The sequence below is a fragment of the Microcoleus sp. bin48.metabat.b7b8b9.023 genome, from assembly GCF_013299185.1.
Lineage (GTDB): Bacteria > Cyanobacteriota > Cyanobacteriia > Cyanobacteriales > Microcoleaceae > Microcoleus.
In genome coordinates, this window is the sequence record NZ_JAAFKG010000072.1 from 14,105 (window position 1) to 33,772 (window position 19,668).

Sequence of the window (19,668 nt, forward strand, 5' to 3'; positions counted from 1 at the left end):
GATGGAACACAGGCGAGATGCCTGTGCCACAATTCAGGACACAGGTAAGATGCCTTTGCCACAATTGTGGCTAGTGAATCTCGATTTAAGGATTTTAGCCGATCGCGTCGCGCAGAGCATTTTTTGTCATAGCTGCGATCGACTGTTCCGAAGCTTTCGGCAAATGATAGTATTTCCCGCCCGAAGTCTTGGCCAACTCCTTCGCAAAACCCGTCGAAATAAACTTGCTCTCGGTATCAATCACCAGCAACTGCATTCCCAAACCGCGAATTTTAGCAGCAATTTCTAACAATTCCTTCTTAATATCAGGCTTTTCGCCATCTAAAATCGGTTCGCCCAAAGAACGAGCCAAAGGAATATTACCGCGTCCGTCAGTAATAGCAACAATCGCCACTTGACCGATATCTCCAGACTGCCGCGCGTTGACTCCCACGCGCACTGCTTGAGTCAAACCGTGGGCGAGGGGGGAACCGCCACCGCAGGGTAATCGTTCCAAACGCTTGCGGGCCAAGGCTATCGAGCGAGTCGGGGGTAGCAGGACTTCCGCTTGTTCTCCGCGAAAGGGAATGAGCGCAACTTGGTCGCGGCTTTGATAAGCTTCGGTGAGTAGCTGCATGACTGCACCTTTTGCCGACTGCATCCGGTTGAGGGCCATGGAACCGGAAGCATCGACGACAAAGACGACTAGAGCTCCAGCTTTTCTCGCCAAGCGCTTCGCCCGAATGTCTCCCTGTTCCACAAATACCCGCTTATCTCGATTTGGGGTGGAACTCGCCGCGGGTTCTTGGTCTGAATTCCTTTGGCGGCGGGCTTTTTGGTAGGGTGCGGCGGCGCGGAGAGTCGCATCTACGGCGATGCGGCGCACGGGGCCTTTGGGCAATACTGGCTTGACGTAGCGGCCTCTATCTTCGGAGAAAATGGTGCTTCTGCTGCCGGATTTGCCTTGGCGGTTGGCATTTTGGGCGAAAAATAGCACGTCGGGGTCGAGAATTACGCCTTCGGGGTCGAACAAAAATTCTTCGGGAATGTTAGTCTCTTCTTGTTCTTCTGGCGGTTCGTCTTCTTTGTCTTCTTCTTCCTCGTCTTCTTCTTCTTGTTCTTGTTCCGATTGTTCTGGGGGTGGCGGTGGTGGGGGAGGAGGAGGAGGTGTGTTTTCGTCTGGGGGGGTTTGGACGATGGTGGCGCGGGGTACGATGACTAATTCGACGGCGCGGCGCAAGTCTTCGGCGTTAACTTCTGTGCGTCCCTCAAGGGCGGCGGCGGCTTTGGCGACTCGGACTGCGAACAGTTCGGCCCGGTGTCCTTGAACTGCGCCGCGGATGGCTTCTTCTACTAGGTAGGCGATTTGTTCGCGTTTAATGCTGACATCTTTGAGCCATTCTCTGGCGAGGATGATTTGGGTTTTGAGGTTGTCGGTGTCTTCGGCGTATTGGTTGAGAAATTCTTGGGGGGAGCTGGAGTAGGATAAAGCTTGTTCTACTGCATGGACTCTTTCTTCTAATTCGAGTGCTGCGTCGGCGGAAAGGACGATCGCGATGCGATCGAGCAAATGTTCTCTGAGAGGGCCTTCTTCGGGGTTGTAGGTGGCAATGAACAGAGGTTTGCAGGGATGTTGGAAGCTAATGCCTTCGCGCTCTATTTGGTTGCGGCCTTCGGTTAATACTGTGAGCAATTGGTTGGAAATATTGTCATCGAGGAGGTTAATTTCGTCTACATAAAGTACGCCTCGATTTGCTTGGGCTAAGAGTCCGGGTTGGAATACTGTTTGACCGAATTTTACTGATTGTTCGACATCGACGGAACCTAAGAGTCTGTCTTCGGTGACACCCAAAGGAATTTGAATGAATGGTGTGGGAATTATTTCAGTAACTTGGGAATTATCTTCCTCTCCCGGTACTGTTTCAGATGCGATGAATCCCGTCTCTACAAGATTTTTTTCCTCTTGACAAGTGGGGTCAGCGTTGCAGAATGAATCTTTAATCACTTCAATGGGCGGCAGCAGGGAGTGTAGGGCTCTAGCCATCACTGATTTGGCTGTGCCGCGACGACCGGCGATGGCGACTCCTCCCAATCCCGGATCGATTGCTGCCAACAGCAGCGCTAATTTAATGGCTTCTTGCCCAACAACGGCTGTTAGGGGAAAGGCTGTTACGGTGGGGGGTGCGTAGGGGGCAGGCATTTAAATCGTCTTTGCTCGAACAGGCTTTGATAATTTAATCATACTGCGTTGAGCGGGCGATCGCATTTCTGGCAAGCGAGTTTTTGCAACCAACAGCTAAGTGAACCCACCGAAATTAAACTTCAAATACGGATTGCTCAAAGACTTGCTGTGTATATCTTCTTCCTTCTTCCAACTGCCATCGGACTTTTTCCTGCTACTTACGAGCAACTAAAAATATTAAAAATTGTATAGATATTAGGCTTGCATCTTGTCGCGATCAAATCTCGAAGATAAAATCATCCCATAATTCAACCAAAAAGTAAACTGTGAAACCATTAATCACAATTGGTCTGGTAGCACTAATTGGTACGATCGCTTTTTTGATCTGGCAAGATTCCCAGAACACTGAGGGCATAGATAGAAATTTGTTACAGGCTGCTGGCGCAAAGTAAACAATTTCCTAAAAAATTGAGGAATATCCTAGTAAAACCTGGCAGTATAGATGAAAAACAAAAATACTACTAGCAATGACCAAGTATGTCACATCGCTTTCATGGGTGCGAAATCCAGCAAGTCTCAGAAAAAACCCTTACCCGCAAGCTAGAATCTTCAAAGACATCGTCGCGGGCCTCAACTTCAAAAGAAAAACGCTCCTTGCCCTTTTGGGACAAGTCATGTCAAGAAACATCTCAACAATTGTGGTTGGATACCAAGACAGACTCTCCAGGTTTGGTGGCGACCTCATCAAATGGCTCTGTGAGCCAAACAATTACCAACTCATGGTTCTCAGCAGAAACGAGTTGTCTTGTGAACGAAAAATGGTTGAAGATCTACTTGCCACCATCCACGTCTTTAGTTGCCGACTCTACTCCGGGCGTAAATACAAATCTACTATCAAAGAAGATTCGAGTTTACCCGGAAACGGAGTTAGCAGCCAAATGGAGGACTTGGATTGCAGCAAGCAGATGGTGCTATAACCAAGCAATTGCTATCCTTAAAACCGAAAAGATTGGCAAATACGATCTGAGGAAAAAGATTATGGACTCAGCACCACTCTGGGTTTCTGAGCAACCTTATAACCCGCGACAAATGGCAGTGTTCCAAGCTTTTGAAGCGCAAAAAGCCGCCAAAAAGTCAAAAGGAACCGCAAAATTCAGAAGTCGTTTTGACACATCTCAGACTATCAGATTTCAAATCAGCAATTGGAAGTCTAAAACTTTTTATCCACAAGCAACCAAAGGACTATCATTTAAAGCATCTGAACCAATCATAGAAGTGATGGAACACGAGCCAACACTATCACTAATCAATGGGCAGTGGTTTATCTGCTATGCAGTTGATACCGCAAAGCCTCTTCAGAATGAAAGCAGTTTAGCTATTGCTTTAGACCCTGGTGTTAGAACATTTCTGACTGGTTTTGATGGTAGTGACATCTTGGAAATAGGTAAAGGTGATATTGGTCGCATCTACCGACTAGCAAGACATTTGGACAAGTTGATGTCGAGGATAGGGATCGACAAGGGAGGGCGATTTAAGCGATTAAGATATTGTCTGAGAAAGTCGGCGGCAAAGATTCGGATTAAGATTAAAAACTTAGTCAATGAATTACATAAAAAAGCCGCCAAATACCTTGTGACAAAGTATAAGCTGATTTTCTTGCCGACCTTTGAAACCCAACAGATGGTAAAGAAAGGTAAACGCAAACTAGCGACTAAAACAGCTAGGGCGATGGTCACTTTAAGTCATTATCGTTTCAAACAAATGTTGAAGCATCAGGCTGTTAAATATGGCAGCACTGTAGTAGACATAACCGAAGAATATACATCCAAAACCTGCTCAAAATGTGGACATATTCACACTAAATTAGGTGGGTCTAAAAAGTTCAAATGTCCAGAATGCGGACACACTCTGGACAGAGACTTAAATGGCGCTTTCAATATTTTATTGAAAGCTTTGAGAGATACCTCCTTGACAGGGGAGCTTGCAGCTTTTTCTGTCTTGCCATACACGGTAGCGTCAGGCTTAGTTCTGGATTTACCGGGTTAAATGTATCTGTAGTCCATAATGTCTGCGTGGGGGTGAAGTTTGGCAGATATTCCCCATGTTTCATTGTAGTTGAGCGATCGCCCGATCGCCAGACCAAACTTCGGGCGATCGCGAGCCTCCCAAAAGAAGTAGTTTCGAGCTAATTTTTCCCTGGGCCGCAACTCTCTCTCTGAATACATTCCAGCTTGGTGCCACCAAAAGGAGCATTTAAACTTATTGACACAATCGCCATAAAGTAGTAGGATTCCTCAAACCGAGAGGTTTTAATTTTTAAGTTTTAATTTTGTCAGGGGACTAAATGGAAAACGTGCAAGCTGCGATCGCTGCGGTCACATTTATCGGTGTAGTTTTTTTAATAATTACAGAATGGATACATCTCACAATTGCAGCATTTCTGGGAGCGCTGATTCTGGTTTTCACCCACGTAATGACGTTAAAGGATGCGATCGAATATATCAGTCGCAGTCACGGAACGCTGGGCTTGTTTTTCGGAGTCATGGTAATGGTGAGAGCCTTTGAACCTACCAAGATATTTGACTACTTGGCCACTCAAATGGTGCTGTTGGCGAAAGGCAAAGGCAAAAATCTCTTGCTTGGTATTGTCGGAATTACTACCCCAATTTGTGCAGTTTTACCCAACGCCACGACAGTCATGCTGCTAGCACCGTTAATACCGCCAATGGCAGAAGAAGTCGGTGTAGATTTTGTGCCGCTGCTGATTTTAATGGTATTTGTAGCCAACAGTTCGGGACTGCTGACAATCGTTGGCGATCCGGCGACATTCATAGTCGGCGATGCGATTAACATGAGCTTTGTAGATTACCTGTTAAAGTTAAGTTTGGGCGGGGCGATCGCCGTAGGAGTTATATTAGTTATTCTGCCGTGGATGTTCCCCGAAATCTGGCAGAAAGAATTAGACGATTTGGAACACTTGCCGCACCCAAAAATAAATCATCCGCGAGTGTTAGCGGTGGGCGGTTTAATTATAGCTTTCGTGCTGACATTTTTTGTAGTGGGAGAGTCGTTACCCGTGCCAATTTCACCAGCAGCCGTGGCTTTGTTGGGGGCGGCTTTGGCAATGCTCTTGGCTCACCATTCCAAAATAGATTCTTTGAACAATATCTTGCGGGATTTAGATTGGAGTACGCTGCTATTTTTTATGTCTATCTTTGTCTTAATTGGCGGTTTGGAAAAAACCGGAGTCATCGCTGGGATGTCGGGAATACTAGCAGTTATTTTAGGTAAAAACATTTTTCTTGGTTCTTTAACTCTGTTATTTTTTGTGGGTTTGATGTCGAGCGTGGTGCCAAATATTCCGCTGGTGGTGGCGATGGTGCCGCTGTTAAAACAGTATGTTGTCAATGTCGGACTCGCACCGACAGAAGTGCTGGCGCCGGATTTTGCAGGGCAGTTTCCACCTGCGGTGCTGCCGCTATTTTATGCGATGATGTACGGGGCAACTTTAGGCGGAAATGGCACTTTGGTAGGAGCTTCTTCTAATATTGTGGCGGCGGGAATTTCTGAGCTGCACGGGCGCCGGATTTCTTTTCAAACTTTTCTGCGTTACGGGCTTCCTGTGATGACTTTGCAATTGGTGGCGGCGGCTGTTTATGTAACTATCCGGTTTCTAATTTGAAGAAGTCATGAGTCATTAGTCATTAGTCATTAGTCATTGGTCATTAGTCAGTAGTCAGTAGTCATTAGTTATTGGTTGTCAGATTTTTCCAAACTTCTGCAACAGTATTTGTAGGGTGTGTCGCTCGCTCGATAAATCCCTAAATTTAATCGATTGTTTCGAGCGAGCGACGCACCTTACACATGGAGTTGAGTAAACAAGCCCAAAAATTGTTGTTTAGCACTACTTTTTATAAATGGCATTATTAGTCATTAGTTATCAGTCATTACTTTTGTTGCTCAAGTTTTCAGCTTCCCCGATCGCCAATATCTACTCCTAAAGAGGTATGGACAGGATGAGAAGGTCGTGCTAGATTAATTAAAATCGGCTTAAAAAGTCAAGCCTAATCCAGCGCTGCGACCTTAAACAAAGCGTGTGGCTGGAGCGGAGGAACCAATTTTCGGGGCGAATCCCTACAGAATTAACACCAAAATTAAAAATTACCCAATTAAAAAAATTGAGTGTGATTTTTAATCTTTAATTATGTATAGAAGGACATCTCTCAGTCCTAGCCCGTCAGCTAACTTCGCAGGCATTGAGAAGAGACTGAAGAGTCAACTTGTCTTATATAGATAGTTTGGCTGCATCAGTGTCTTAGGTTGGTATTGTTCAAGATTCTTGTACCGCCCCTGACTCTGAAGGAGATTTAAATGTCAATACAACTTAATTTAGGTGCGATCGCAATTGCCGGACAAGCTGCCTGGAAACGAACAAAACCCGTTGTTATCCGAGATAATGTATTGTTGCCGGCTGCGGGTTTTTTGGGAATTCTTGGCCTGTGGTGGATTGTTGCTAGCTTCAAAAGCGATTTAATTCCCACTCCGTATCAAGCGTTAATCGCTAATTTAGATTACATATTGCATCCATTTTACCAGCGGGGGCCTGGAGATTTAGGCATTGGCTGGCTGCTGCTAGCGAGTTTGCGGCGGGTATTGCTGGGATTTTTGCTGGGTGCAGCAGTGGCGATTCCCGTGGGATTTCTGATCGGGATGTCGAAACCGGCAATGATGGCGCTCAATCCGCTGATTCAAATCTTCAAACCGGTGTCGCCGCTGGCTTGGCTGCCGATCGCTCTATCAATCTTTAATTTAGCAGATCCGTCGGCTATTTTTGTGATATTTATCACGTCTTTGTGGCCGACTATTATCAATACAGCTTTGGGAGTTTCTAGCGTTTCCAAGGATTATCTCGATGTGGCGCGAGTGTTGGAAATGTCGCGCTGGAGGCGGATTACTAAGATAATTTTGCCTGCGAGTTTGCCTTACATTTTTACTGGTTTGCGGATTAGTTTGGGGATTGCTTGGCTGGTGATTGTGGCGGTGGAAATGCTGACTGGTGGTGTAGGAATTGGCTTTTTTGTGTGGGATGAGTGGAGCCGTTTGAATCTAAGTTCGGTATTTTTAGCGGTGTTTGTAATTGGCTTAACTGGTTTGCTGCTCGATTGGGCTGTTGGCAAGGTTCAGGAATTGGTAACGCATCGATCGATCGAGAGTCATTAGTCAGTTGTCATTAGTCATTAGTCAGTAGTCATTAGTCATTAGCGAACAGTTAACTGTCAACTGTCAACTGTCAGGTGCGTCGCTCATTTCCTGTCGATTTTTGTTTGTGATGGTTGGTGGCGACGCACCCTACAACTATCAACTATCAACTGTCAAGCGGTCAACTGTCAGGTGCGTCGCTCATTTCCTGTCGATTTTTGTTTGTGATGGTTGGTGGCGACGCACCCTACAACTATCAACTGTCAAGCGGTCAACTGTCAGGTGCGTCGCTCATTTCCTGTCGATTTTTGTTTGTGATGGTTGGTGGCGACGCACCCTACAACTATCAACTGTCAAGCGGTCAACTGTCAGGTGCGTCGCTCATTTCCTGTCGATTTTTGTTTGTGATGGTTGGTGGCGACGCACCCTACAACTACAACTATCAACTGTCAAGCGGTCAACTGTCAGGTGCGTCGCTCATTTCCTGTCGATTTTTGTTTGTGATGGTTGGTGGCGACGCACCCTACAACTATCAACTAAGAGGGCGGGCACGCACCATCCACCGCCCCTACAACTGTCAACTGTCAACTGTCAACTATCAACTGTATATGAGTGATAACTTTTCCAATGAATGGAATCGGCGGGAGTTTTTGCAAGGAATGGGTGCGGCGGCGGCGGGAATGGCTTTATCTGGTTGTGGAATTAACGCGGATCGATCGGCAAATGGACTCACAGAAGAAGCCGAAGCGGTAAAGCCGATCGTCAATTCCCAAAGCTTAGAAAAACCCAATCTAACCATAGGATACGTACCCGTTAACGATTGTGCACCATTTGCGATCGCCTGGAAGAAAGGATTTTTCCGCAAATACGGCTTAAACGTCAAACTCAACCGCGAAGCAAGCTGGGCAACCTCCCGCGACGGCCTGATTTTCGGCCGCCTCGACGCCTCCCCAGTCGTATCCGGCGCCGTCACAAACGCCCGAATAGGTGCCGAAGGAGCGCGCCACGCACCCCTGTGCGCGGCAATGACAATTCACCGCCACGGCAACGCCATGACGATGAACAAAGCAATGTGGGATTTCGGCTTGCGCCCGTGGCACGAATACAACGGCAATTTAGAAGAATTTGGCAAACAATTTCGCGCCTTTTTTGACAGTCAGCCGCCGGAAAAGAAAGTTTGGGCTGTAGTCTTGAGTTCGGCGATTTACGAATATTTTGTGCGTTATATATCCGCTGCTGCTGGTGTCGATCCATTCAAAGAATTTCGGATAATTATTGTGCCGCCGCCTCAAATGGTAACGAATATGAGGATGGGAGAAATGCAGGCTTACATGGTAGCTGAACCTTGGAATACGCGGGCAATTAAAGGTAATTTGGGAGTTGGTTTTACCTTCGCGCAAGGTAAGGAAGTTTGGCTGGGACATCCCGATCGCGTTTTGGGAGTAATGCAATCATTCATTGACGAAAACCCGAAGACTTATTACTCGCTGGTGAAGGCAATGGTGGAAGCTTGTCAGTTTTGCAGCAAACCGGAAAATCGCAGTCAAATAGCAGCATTGTTGACCGATCGATCTTTTACGGGGGCTAAACCTAAAAACGGGGCGATCGACAAATTTACCAAGCCGGGAATAGTTGGGGAATACAACTATGGAGGGTTTGACGAAAAAGACCGCACTATAATATCTGAAGATACAACTATTTTCTTTGATATTCCTAAGAATTTGCCCCAAATACCGGGAAATCATTCAACATTTTTGTGGCAGTCTCACAGTATTTGGTTGATGACTCAAGCCGCCCGCTGGGGACACATTAAGGAGGTGCCGAAAAATGCTGATGAATTAGCCAAAAAAGCTTGGAGAACCGACCTTTATCGCAAAATTGTTGCCGAAATGGCGATCGATTGTCCCCAGGAGGATTACAAAGTGGAACCAGCGGAAGTTTTCATTGACAAAAAAGGCTTTGACCCCAGCGATCCGGTGGGTTATTTGAATAGTTTTGAAATTAGAGCCAACCGCCCTCAATTTTTTTTTCAGTCTTAATGTTTGATATCTGCTGTCTTCCTTCTACATTCCTCGCGTTCCCCACTTGCTCCTCGATCCCCCCTAGCCCCCCTTAATAAGGGGGGAACCGGAGCATTCAAAGTCCCCCTTATTAAGGGGGATTTAGGGGGATCGAGACTCAGCTACAAGCGAGATATACAATAAATAACCAATAAACAATTATCAGGAACGTCAAATGACTCAATATACTACTGCTTCAATCAATACTAATAGCCAAGGTCACAACTCCTCTAATTTTCTAGAAATCAACAACTTGTTCAAGTCGTATAAAAATGCTGATGGCAGCGAATTTAGCGTTTTGGACAATATCAACTTAAGTATTGGAGCTAACGAATTTATTTCAGTAATCGGTCACTCGGGTTGTGGCAAATCGACGCTGCTGAAAATAGTAGCAGGTTTGGAAAAACAAAGCGGCGGAATCGTGACACTAGAAGGCAAGGAAATTCGCAAACCTGGAGCCGATCGCATGATGGTATTCCAGCACTACGGATTGCTGCCTTGGCTGACGGTGCGGGAAAATATTCGCCTAGCAGTTGATGAAGTTTTGCAAAATCTCAGCCGCCCAGAGAAGATTAGCCTTGTCAACGAACACCTAGCAATGGTAAACTTAACAACAGCAGCAGATAAATATCCCGATCAAATTTCAGGGGGCATGAAGCAACGGGTTGGGATTGCGCGAGCTTTGGCACTTCGGCCGAAGATGTTATTAATGGACGAACCGTTTGGAGCGCTGGATGCTCTGACTCGCGGCAAGTTGCAAAAACAGGTGCTCGATATCTGGGAAAATCACAGACAAGCTGCAATGATGATTACCCACGACGTGGACGAGGCTATCTATATGTCCGATCGCATTGTGTTGATGACAAACGGCCCGGCGGCGACAATCGGCGAGATTTTGGCAGTGCCGTTTTCGCATCCGCGCGATCGCCAGGAGTTGCGGGAATCTCAGGAATATTACGAGCTGCGAAACTATGCTTTAAATTTTCTCGATCGCTACTTTACACAAGACGAATAACCCTCTACGACTAGAAGAACCGACAAAACAATTCACTTAAGAGAGGTCTAGCCTGTGAATCTCAAAACAATTTTAGCGCGTTTTGAAAGTGCATTAGGATGCCAAAACTTAGCGGAAGAAATGGTGTTGCTGCCGGAGTCAAAAGTCCCTGTTTCTAAAAAAAAGTCAAAACCTACAAAGCCGACAAAATCTATCAATTTTATTGTGGGTTACAACAGTTCTCCTCAAAGTCAAACAGCTCTCGATATTACCCTTTGGATTGCTCATCAAACTCGTTTAGTAACAACTCAAGAAGTCACGGTGCAAGTCGTCTACGTACTCGACGAAACTCCCAACATTTACGATGAAAATACTTGTAGTTTGGGTGTGGAAAATGCCTGGGCTACGAAGCCCAAACTGTCGGATTTAGAGGAAAAATCGGCTCTTTACTGTGCAGCGCCTGCGATCGCATTACCTACAGCCGAAATCCAATCGGTATCCCAGCGAGCAACCTGGATCGATCCGCCTTATTTTCGAGCAATTTTCTGTCAAAATAATGAGTACGAGGTAGCAGATAAGTTGCTGTGGCAAGCCCGCTGTTTGGCTGAGGAATGGCGCGGTTTATTCAAAGCTCATTTACGCATCGGTAAAGTTGCGACAGAATTGAGAAATGTGGTAGAATTAGAATCGGCAAATTTACTATTTTTAGGCTGCAATTCTCGCAACCACCCGCTGGTTAGGCAACTCGGCAAGAATTTTCCCTGCTGCGTGTTGGGGATTCCTGCCGCACTCAGCTATCCGATGGATTTGGGGCCCGAAGAAAGTTTGAGCAACTTGCAGTTGGCTACAGCTATGCCTGCACGTTAAACTTGTGGGAAATGGAAGCCTCTGAGGTGGGATTTTATAGCGCGAGCGAGTTAAGATCCCTGCGCGGTTGGTGCTTCTCTTGCTTCAAAAACGCTAGATTGATGAGTCTTATTAAGGGTTGTTGAATGCTTATCGGATCGCAGAAAGTTCATCAACTAATTTTATCCTGCCCCGGCAGACAGAGCGCAGGAGGCGATCGATAGAGCGTTTGTCATCCTCAGTCAAAGTCTCGTCAAAAATAGCCGCCAGCAAACCGTAGCGATCGGCTACAGTAATGTAGCCTCTATGATTCACTTCGGCAAACAACTCGCCCAAAGCAGATGGAATTAGGTTGACAGGGGTTTGCATTGCGATTGAGCCAGAACTCGGCGATCGCGCGATCGGTCTTTATCTGCATTAACAAAGATCGATCGCACTCTCTTATTCTCTCGGTCTATTGCCTTACAAGATGTGATAATAAACAGCACAATTTGTGATAATAAACGGCACAATTTGTGAACAATATCACATCCAATATTGCCAAATTATGCTACAACTTTATAGTTGTGTGCGCTCGCAAACACAGCAACTGCAAACTTAATTTTTGCTAAAGATTGTAAATCGGCAGTGCTTCCACCGGTTCAGCCAACTCAAACCCAAACACGCGGGAATAGAAATAGAATTCCCCATCAAGAGTTCTTTTAATATTTTCAGCGCGACGAAAACCGTGCTGTTCCCCTTCATAAGCAACGTAAGCAACCGGCAAACCTTTAGCTTTCAATATCTCTACCATCATTTCGGCTTGATTGGGCGGCACGACTTTATCTTCCAATCCTTGAAAGAAGATAACGGGACAAGATAAACCTTCGGCTGCATGAATGGGCGATCGAGCTACATACAAATCTTGGCGATCGGGATAAGGCCCGATCAATCCATCCAGATACCGCGCCTCAAACTTGTGAGTATCCCTTACCAAAGCCTCCAAATCGCTAATGCCATAATAGCTCGCACCGGCATTAAACACATCGCGGAAAGTTAGAGCGCACAGAGTTGTGTAGCCCCCTGCACTGCCTCCGGCGATCGCCATTCTTTCGCCGTCTACTAAACCCTGTTCGGCTAAATATTTAGCACCATTAGCGCAGTCATCAACATCAACAATACCCCAACTATCTTGCAGCCTTCTTCTGTATTCGCGCCCGTAACCAGTGCTACCGCCGTAGTTGACATCAAGCACCGCAAAACCGCGACTCGTCCAATATTGAATTTTCAAATTCATGCTGCTAGAAGTAGCAGCAGTCGGGCCGCCGTGGCTTTTGACAACAAGTGGCGGTTTTTCAGATTCAGGTGCAGCGAAGTCTTGGTTTTTCGGAGGATAGAAGAAGCCAAAAGCAGTCAAACCATTTTCGGTTGGAAATTCCAGCGGTTCCGGTACAGAAAGATAACCAGAATCGATGTTTAAATCGCTCGACTTTCGCAAAATTTTCCGTTGACTTGTGGCTAAATTTAGCTGTACAATAGCTGTAGATGCGATCGGCGAACCCGCCAGAAAAACTACAGTTTCTCCGCGCGCTTTGACCGAGGAAATATCAGTGTACGGCGTTTCAATATTTGTCAACTGTTTTGCAGTCAAATCGAGACTTCCTAGATGCCACTTACCTTGCTGAGTGTAGGTGCAAATAATTTTGCTTTCCGAGACAAAGGAATAGGTAGACATTCCAAAAACCCATTGGGGAAGTCCAAATTCAGCGGCCATTTCGCACAAAGGCTCTATTCCAGCCTCCCTGCTTGCTAAAGGGGCTTCTGTGCCTACTCTTGCCTCCCCCCTTAGCAAGGGGGGATTGAGGGGGGTGCGATCGGCTTCTGTGCCTGCTCTTGCCTCCCCCCTTAGCAAGGGGGGATTGAGGGGGGTGCGATCGGCTTCTGTGCCTACTCTTGCCTCCCCCCTTAGCAAGGGGGGATTGAGGGGGGTTCTATATAAATTCCACCAGTTCGACTTATCAGAAACAAAATATAAAACTCCATCTGGCGACCATTCCGGCTGAAAAATTGACTCATCAACCCCGCCCGCAACTAAATATTTTTCGCCTAAAGAACCATCAGCATTAATTTCTGCCACCCACAATTCTGTGCCATCCCACGGCATATTTGGGTGGTTCCAACAAATCCAGGAAAGTTGAGAACCGTCAGGACTCAAACGAGGGGAAGCATAAAAATCGTTGCCCTGAGTTAAAATTTGAATATCTTCGCCGTTATCTAAATTAATACTAACAATTGTATTCACAGATTCGCCTTCACCTGCATTGTCTTCGCGCACACAAATTAAGCGATTTCTTGGTTTGTCAAAAATTACATCTGCGTAGCAACATTTAGCAGCAGGTGTCAAAGGTTCGGGCGGATAATTCAATGTTTGACAATAAATTCTTTGGTCGGCAAAATGAGAGAAATAAACCACGCCATCAGAAACTGCAAAAGCAGCGCCACCGTATTCGTGGACGCGAGTGCGAACGTTGAACGGAGGCGGTGTTACGTCAGTTATTTTACCGTCAGGAGTCCGCCGCACGAGGACGCTTCTTCCTGCTTCCGATGGTCTTCCTTCTACCCAGTAAATATCATCGCCGTCGATCGCAATTTGTCCGAGTCCGACAGTTCCAGAAACAATTAAATCAGAGGTAATGGGGGATTTCCAAGAGCCGTAAGGTGATACTGCGTTCATATAGAATAGTTAATGATTTGTGGCTGAGTTTTTTTTTGCGAACCGCGAAGGCGCGAAGTACGCGAAGGAAGAGAAGAAAGAGAAAGAGAAAAAAATGGGTTGATTGATGGTTGAGATTTGTTATAGTTAAGTCTGTTGTGTTTGATGCACAAATAAATTTATATTAGTATTTTACCGGAATTCAGTCACCGAGGAAGCAGAATGTCGAAAAAGCTGGTACTCATGGATCACGACGGTGCAGTTGACGACTATCTCTCAGTCGTGTTGCTGATGACAATGGAGGAAGTGGAAACTCTGGGAGTAATCGTCACTCCGGCGGACTGCTACATTCAGCCAGCCGTGAGTGCAACCCGCAAAATCCTTGATTTGATGGGGTGTTCAGAGGTGCCAGTGGCGGCGAGTACGGTGCGGGGACTGAATCCATTTCCGGTGTTGTTTCGGCGAGATTCCTTTGCGTGCGATCGACTTCCCATTCTAAATGAAAAAGCAACCATTGACACGCCGTTAAGATCGGAACCCGGACAAAACTTTATGGTGAGAGTTTTGCGAGATGCAAAGGAACCGGTCACATTAATGGTAACGGGGCCGCTAACAACTGTAGCGCAAGCTTTAGATATTGCGCCAGAAATTGAAAGCAAAATCAAAGAAATTGTGTGGATGGGAGGGGCGCTCAATGTTATAGGTAATGTTAGCAAAGATATGGAACCGGGACAAGATATGTCAGCGGAATGGAATGCTTACTGGGATCCGATCGCAATTGATAGAGTTTGGCAAACACAAATTCCGATTGTGATGTGTCCTTTAGATATCACCAATAATGTACCGCTGACTGTTGAATTTTCCAATCGCTTAGCCAGACAGCGCAAATATCCGATTTCCGATTTAGCAGGACAGTGTTATGCTTTAGCAATATCTCAAGATTACTATTTTTGGGATATTTTGGCAACGGCTTATTTGGCACATCCAGAATTTTACGAACTGCGAGAATGGGAAACGGAAATAGTTACCGAAGGTATCAGTCAAGGACGTACAAAAGTTAAAACAGGAGGGCGAAAAATTCAAGCAATGGATCGAGTAGATACGGAAAAGTTTTACAATTACATATTGCAACAGTGGGCGCGTTAAGCATAACAATATCTGGTAGAGGCGGGTTGTTAGCCAAAAATATCCCTACAAAACCCGCCCTAACTCAAATATTTACGCTATCTTCTCTTTCCTCTCTTTCTCTGCGCCCTCTGCGCCCTCTGCGGTTAATCAAAAAAAATCTCATTCACAAATCCAACAAAATTGCGGTAAGTGGCGTGGACTCGGTTCGTCAATTGTCGATAGTGGAAAAAATCCGATGAAATTATCCTCAAAAAAATTCTGGATTGTTGCGTGTGTTTTGTACTTGTTAATTATTCTCAGTATCATGCTGGTAGCAGATATGGGAAAGTTAACTAACTTTCCTCTGGCTCATCCGCCTTATGACAAACTCGGACATTTTATTTTGTACGGAATAGCATCTTTTTTGTGCCATAGAGCAACTGGCAAAAAAATGATGATGGTGTTGAATTATCCAATTCCTTTCGGGCCAGCACTGTTTACTATTTTCACTGCTGGGGAAGAAATGCTGCAAGCGATTTTACCCAATCGTAGTGCTAGTATTGAAGATTTTTTAGCGAGTTTTGCGGGGATTGTAGTTTTTTATTGGATTGGAGAAGCTTGGGATAAAGAAAAAGGGAAGTGAGAGAGAAGTTATTAGTTATTGGTTATTAGTTATTAGTTATTGGTTATTAGTTATTAGTTATTAGTTATCATAAGATAAGGTATGTTGTTGGGCTTTAGCCCTCTTAGTTTAGTGGTTATATAAGCTGTTAGTCATGCCTCATCTTTTTGAGAAAGGCTATATTAGTCATTAGTTATCAGTCATTAGTTATTAGTCATTAGTTATCAGTCATTAGTTATCAGTCATCAGGAAGAGGGAAGAAGGAAAAAGAAGTTGAGTTTGTAGGGTGATATTCGGCGCATCGGTTGATGGGGGCGATCGACTATCGACTAATGTTCTGTTTATTTATTTTGACGCTCCCCGGCATACAGGCACGGGGATTCTTAGCCAAAGGATATTTTGGCATCAATAAAATGTGTTGGCGATCGTTCAATTAGTCTCTTCCAAAAAGGTTTGTACTCGACCGTTTGGTCTCAATACAACTCGAATTTTGGGGTTTTTTCCATGAGTAACGGCAGAAACAAACGGCTCGCCGACTAAGGGCATACTAGCCCGATCGATATAATCGGCCGCTGCTTTGCCCATCGGGACAATAGTTTGAATTGAGCCGTTTTCATCGATCTGGAGGCTGTATTCCAAGGTTTGTTCCATTCCTTCTGGTGGCTTCCAGCGTTCTTCAAAGTAGGTTCTAGCTTCTGAAACTTGAGGAATTGTATCAAATAAAGTGCGGTTTTTTTTGCTGGCGGTAGCCTCGTTGTTGTCCTCTGACTCTGCTTGCGGTTTAGTGTCCTCAAGGCGTGGGAGTTCGGTGCTGGGGGGGGAAATCGGCTGGGGGAGGGGGGGGAATGATTGCGGTGGGGGAACTGGCAATCGCGATGCAGATAGGGATGGCGGCAGGGGGGGCGGTACGGCGGGAGCTAGTCTCGGCGGTATGGGGGGTAGCAGGTAGGGTGCTTGGGGGGCGCCAATTGGGGGCCCTGCGGGATCGGGAATTGTGATGATTTGTCCTCCCCCGAGGGCTGGGGCGCTCTGTGATGCTGCGGGTGCGCTGCTGTTGGGGGGGAATAGCAGGGGTGGCTGCTGGATGGGGCTGGGTTTGTTGGTGCTTGGGGTTGGGGCTAGGGCGATTGGGGGCAAGCTGGGGCTGGGGGTGGCGGCGGCGGTGTTGATGGGCGGGGGCGGTAGGGGGGGTAAGCCTGGTGTGGCTGCGGCTGTTGGTGTTGCTGTTGGGGATGTGGTGGGGGATGTGGTGGGGGCGGGAACTGGGCTGGCGGTGGCGCCGGCAAGTATTTGGGGCTGCGGGAGTGCGGGGGTAAATTGTGGGTTGGTGGGGGCTGTGGTGGGGGCTGTGGCGGTTGTTGGGGAGGTGTTGGAGGACGATCGATCGAGCATTTTAACAATTCCCGTCGTCATTCCGACGCTGGCGACTAGGATTGCTGCGATATTCAACCATGGTAATGCTTTGGCTTCTGGGCGATCGCGCTTGAGGTTGGGGAGTGTCATGACTTCGGCGGCGCAGTCATCTAGTGCGGTGGCCAAGTCAAAGAGTTGGAGGGTACTCAAGTGTACTTCCGGCCCGGATTCGGCGGCGCTCAACGAGCCTAAGAACAAGTTGTGGGCGAGCAAGCCGCGGGGTTCTAGGCGGGGGGGAACTGGCAGGTAGGTAGTGTTTGGGGCTGCGGTTGCTAGTTCGGATGTGTTGGGGGGTCGATCGAATGTAACGACATTGCGCGCGACTTCTGGCGAGTCTGGGGCTGTGGTAAAACCTGTTTGGGAGTTGAGGTTGTTGTCCCAATCGCGGGCTTCGCCGAGGAAGTTTTGGACGTAGTTGGTGACTGCTTCGTGGAGGGTTTCGAGTTGCAGGCGATCGCCCCTGAGAGTAACGTGTTCGGTATCTGGTAGCCTGGGGTCATCAAGCCGCAACTCGAAATTTAAAGATTTAAACACGGGTTGGCCCGCCCAGCGAGACAGAGGCGAACTTTTGGCTGTAATTTCCAGCGTGCAAGTGGGGGGCGTGTAGCGTTTGAGAGCCATAGCAAGAAGACTGTATGTTATTTGTTATTTGTTATTTGTTATTTGTTAGTGGTTATTTGTTTGTTCTAATAATCAATAACCAATAACTAATGACTGGTGACTAATTTTTAGCACGGTCTAGGAGAGCGAGCCAGAGGCGCCGGTGGCCGCCGGGACTGCTGTAAAACAGCAAATCGATCAGGAGTTTCAGGGCCAAATTAGTTAGTTCTTTTGCCGATAAGCTTTCTGCATCTTCCATGCGATCGGCATAAGTGTTGCTGAACCTATCAATATAGTCTCCCAACAAAGCGACTGTGTGAGGTTCGCGGTTTTGCTCAGCCATTTGTTCCAGCAAAGCCACGGCGCGGCGGATTAAAGCTTGATGCTGTTTTGCCAAATTACAGCTTATCAAAACGAGCGATCGAGCTTCCTCCACATCCAGTTTTTTCCGTCCTCCCTGGCCTTTCCGCAGCGGGTTCGACTGTCGCAGCCGCCACAAAGCCACGCGATCGGCTACCATTGGCTCTAAATTCAGTTCGGCTGCTACCTTGAGCATGGCCTCTGAGCCAATTTCTGCCAGGGCTTCTAGGGCTAACAGCACTAAATCCAGTTGGGCTTTAATGTTGTCCAACTGGGTAGGTTCTGGTGCTTTTTGGGTCAATTCTTCCCAGTTGGGAGATGGGCCCGTTTCGTTTGTGGGAGCGGAGGGCTTTACAGTCGAGCGCATGGCTTGGGCACGGGAAATAAGACAGGTTGATGCAGGATATCGACAGTATGCAGTGCTTTTGGTTTGTGGCCGGACAAAAGCAGATTCTGTTAATTGGTCTCCATAACTCGTGGCTTTGATTCCGGCAATCCTAGTTGCTGGACGGATTTGCGAGTTGAAAGTTGCGGTTGCAAGTTCGATCGACAGCAACCAGAAAAACCCATAAATTTTTACCCCCAACTATCCTACGCCGCAGAGTGTCAGAAATCAAATCAGTGCTTTGAAACTACCGGGACTTGTGTAAATCCAAAGATCGAGACTAGCTCTGTCCAATGCTACTTATAGTCTGTCGCTACTTATAGTCTGTCAGATTATAGTTGTCGTTGCTTAATCTGGCGCAATCTATGGATATTACGGAGCAATTTGGTAAAAAAGTTAGACATTTCAGAAAGCTCAGAAATCTTTCCCAAGATCGGCTTGCAGAACTATCTGAATTACATCGTACTTATATTGGCTCAGTTGAACGAGGTGAAAGGAATATAACGCTGCTTAATGCCAGCAAAATAGCCAAGGCATTATCCGTTAGTTTAGCTGAACTGGTAACTGATGATGACTGAAAGAAAACTAGAGCAAATTTTAGCAAGATACCAAAATTCATTTACCGAGAAAGTTTACGCAGAAGAGAATGAAGAACACGATCTTTTAATGGATGTGTTTGGTATCTCTCCCATAATAAAAAAAGAAAATAGGCAATATTGGGGACGTGAGCTAGGTATGTGTTGGCAATTGTTAGTTACTGAAACGTGCAAAGCATATTGCAGTAGTTTTCAGCCAGCATTTAAAGTGGGAAGCGATGAGCCGTGCGATCTGATTGTTGATGGGTACGCGATAGATACAAAATATCGTATTGGCTCAGGAGATTCTGGAACACTGAAAAAGTTCAAATCCTATGGCCCACTACTTCGTACTTATAATTCAATACAGTTGACTTAAGAAAAATCTGACTTGCCCAAAATGGCTGTATTGCCAGAAAATCGTCAGATGAAATTCATCAAAAGCATTAAGTAAACCGTATTGAAATATAATCCACTTCATTAAGAGAAGAGTTTTGAACCACAGAGGGCGCAGAGGGCGCAGAGGGCAGGGGGAACGCATCTTATTGAACACTATTCATCAGTGGTGAGTATATTTTGAGATAAATTCACCATTCTTAGAAGCTATAGACACGCTTTGTAATGACTTTTGTAAGAAAATAGAACTGATTAATG

The 19,668-nt window shown here is 46.3% G+C and carries 18 protein-coding genes and 1 riboswitch; of the genes, 12 read left to right on the top strand and 6 right to left on the bottom strand.

Going from position 1 to position 19,668, the window contains the following annotated elements; translation table 11 throughout:
- Nucleotides 1-94 precede the first annotated feature (94 nt).
- On the bottom strand, nucleotides 95-2,179 hold the full coding sequence (gene bchD, locus QZW82_RS28585) for a magnesium chelatase ATPase subunit D (RefSeq protein ID WP_293156583.1): 2,085 nt from the start codon (nucleotides 2,177-2,179) through the stop codon (nucleotides 95-97).
- A gap of 308 nt (nucleotides 2,180-2,487) precedes the next feature.
- Between bchD and QZW82_RS28590 the strand changes: the two genes are divergently transcribed.
- The 3 genes from QZW82_RS28590 to QZW82_RS28595 all read left to right on the top strand — a co-directional run bounded on the left by QZW82_RS28590 (nucleotide 2,488) and on the right by QZW82_RS28595 (nucleotide 4,207).
- Nucleotides 2,488-2,613, top strand: coding sequence for a hypothetical protein (locus QZW82_RS28590; RefSeq protein ID WP_293156586.1), 126 nt, complete (start codon nucleotides 2,488-2,490; stop codon nucleotides 2,611-2,613).
- Between the two features lie 75 nt (nucleotides 2,614-2,688).
- Entirely contained in the window at nucleotides 2,689-3,138 is a 450-nt protein-coding gene (locus QZW82_RS32335) for a recombinase family protein (protein WP_366665101.1), read from the top strand.
- Entirely contained in the window at nucleotides 3,065-4,207 is a 1,143-nt protein-coding gene (locus QZW82_RS28595) for a transposase (protein WP_366665103.1), read from the top strand. The genes QZW82_RS32335 and QZW82_RS28595 overlap by 74 nt, the downstream gene beginning before the upstream one ends.
- Here the strand turns inward: QZW82_RS28595 and QZW82_RS28600 are convergent.
- On the bottom strand, nucleotides 4,204-4,386 hold the full coding sequence (locus tag QZW82_RS28600) for a hypothetical protein (protein WP_293156592.1): 183 nt from the start codon (nucleotides 4,384-4,386) through the stop codon (nucleotides 4,204-4,206). The two genes, QZW82_RS28595 and QZW82_RS28600, sit on opposite strands and share 4 nt — an antisense overlap.
- 119 nt (nucleotides 4,387-4,505) lie before the next feature.
- Between QZW82_RS28600 and QZW82_RS28605 the strand changes: the two genes are divergently transcribed.
- The 5 genes from QZW82_RS28605 to QZW82_RS28625 all read left to right on the top strand — a co-directional run bounded on the left by QZW82_RS28605 (nucleotide 4,506) and on the right by QZW82_RS28625 (nucleotide 11,281).
- Entirely contained in the window at nucleotides 4,506-5,843 is a 1,338-nt protein-coding gene (locus QZW82_RS28605; protein WP_293156595.1) for an SLC13 family permease, read from the top strand.
- Between the two features lie 369 nt (nucleotides 5,844-6,212).
- A riboswitch (cyclic di-AMP (ydaO/yuaA leader) is annotated at nucleotides 6,213-6,432 on the top strand.
- A gap of 100 nt (nucleotides 6,433-6,532) precedes the next feature.
- Complete coding sequence (gene ntrB / locus QZW82_RS28610) at nucleotides 6,533-7,381, top strand: nitrate ABC transporter permease (protein WP_293156598.1); 849 nt, start codon at nucleotides 6,533-6,535, stop codon at nucleotides 7,379-7,381.
- 116 nt (nucleotides 7,382-7,497) lie between these two features.
- Nucleotides 7,498-9,399, top strand: a complete 1,902-nt coding sequence (locus QZW82_RS28615) for an ABC transporter substrate-binding protein (RefSeq protein WP_293156601.1) — start codon at nucleotides 7,498-7,500, stop codon at nucleotides 9,397-9,399.
- Between the two features lie 196 nt (nucleotides 9,400-9,595).
- A complete protein-coding gene (locus QZW82_RS28620) occupies nucleotides 9,596-10,435 on the top strand; it encodes an ABC transporter ATP-binding protein (RefSeq protein WP_293156604.1) in 840 nt (279 codons plus the stop codon).
- 54 nt (nucleotides 10,436-10,489) lie between these two features.
- Nucleotides 10,490-11,281 carry a universal stress protein gene (locus tag QZW82_RS28625; protein WP_293156607.1) on the top strand — a complete coding sequence of 264 codons (792 nt, stop codon included), beginning with the start codon at nucleotides 10,490-10,492 and terminating at the stop codon, nucleotides 11,279-11,281.
- Between the two features lie 129 nt (nucleotides 11,282-11,410).
- Here the strand turns inward: QZW82_RS28625 and QZW82_RS28630 are convergent, their stop codons facing one another.
- Together QZW82_RS28630 and QZW82_RS28635 are read right to left on the bottom strand one after the other, a co-directional pair.
- Nucleotides 11,411-11,629, bottom strand: coding sequence for a hypothetical protein (locus tag QZW82_RS28630; RefSeq protein ID WP_293156610.1), 219 nt, complete (start codon nucleotides 11,627-11,629; stop codon nucleotides 11,411-11,413).
- A 238-nt stretch (nucleotides 11,630-11,867) separates the two neighbouring features.
- Nucleotides 11,868-13,973, bottom strand: a complete 2,106-nt coding sequence (locus tag QZW82_RS28635; RefSeq protein WP_293156613.1) for a S9 family peptidase — start codon at nucleotides 13,971-13,973, stop codon at nucleotides 11,868-11,870.
- Between the two features lie 201 nt (nucleotides 13,974-14,174).
- Here QZW82_RS28635 and QZW82_RS28640 point away from each other — a divergent pair, with 201 nt between their 5' ends.
- The gene (locus QZW82_RS28640) at nucleotides 14,175-15,098 is read left to right on the top strand and encodes a nucleoside hydrolase (RefSeq protein WP_293156616.1); all 924 of its coding nucleotides are present in this window, start codon (nucleotides 14,175-14,177) and stop codon (nucleotides 15,096-15,098) included.
- 217 nt (nucleotides 15,099-15,315) lie between these two features.
- Nucleotides 15,316-15,702: a VanZ family protein gene (locus QZW82_RS28645; RefSeq protein WP_293156619.1), complete on the top strand. Its 387-nt coding sequence runs from the start codon at nucleotides 15,316-15,318 to the stop codon at nucleotides 15,700-15,702.
- Between the two features lie 408 nt (nucleotides 15,703-16,110).
- Here the strand turns inward: QZW82_RS28645 and QZW82_RS28650 are convergent, their stop codons facing one another.
- Complete coding sequence (locus tag QZW82_RS28650) at nucleotides 16,111-17,715, bottom strand: DUF4335 domain-containing protein (RefSeq protein WP_293156622.1); 1,605 nt, start codon at nucleotides 17,713-17,715, stop codon at nucleotides 16,111-16,113.
- 100 nt (nucleotides 17,716-17,815) lie between these two features.
- The gene (locus QZW82_RS28655; RefSeq protein ID WP_293156631.1) at nucleotides 17,816-18,421 is read right to left on the bottom strand and encodes a DUF3038 domain-containing protein; all 606 of its coding nucleotides are present in this window, start codon (nucleotides 18,419-18,421) and stop codon (nucleotides 17,816-17,818) included.
- A gap of 383 nt (nucleotides 18,422-18,804) precedes the next feature.
- Here QZW82_RS28655 and QZW82_RS28660 point away from each other — a divergent pair, with 383 nt between their 5' ends.
- On the top strand, nucleotides 18,805-19,017 hold the full coding sequence (locus QZW82_RS28660) for a helix-turn-helix transcriptional regulator (RefSeq protein WP_015176535.1): 213 nt from the start codon (nucleotides 18,805-18,807) through the stop codon (nucleotides 19,015-19,017).
- Nucleotides 19,007-19,393 carry a hypothetical protein gene (locus tag QZW82_RS28665; protein ID WP_293156628.1) on the top strand — a complete coding sequence of 129 codons (387 nt, stop codon included), beginning with the start codon at nucleotides 19,007-19,009 and terminating at the stop codon, nucleotides 19,391-19,393. Before QZW82_RS28660 ends, QZW82_RS28665 begins: the two co-directional genes overlap by 11 nt.
- Nucleotides 19,394-19,668 lie beyond the last annotated feature (275 nt).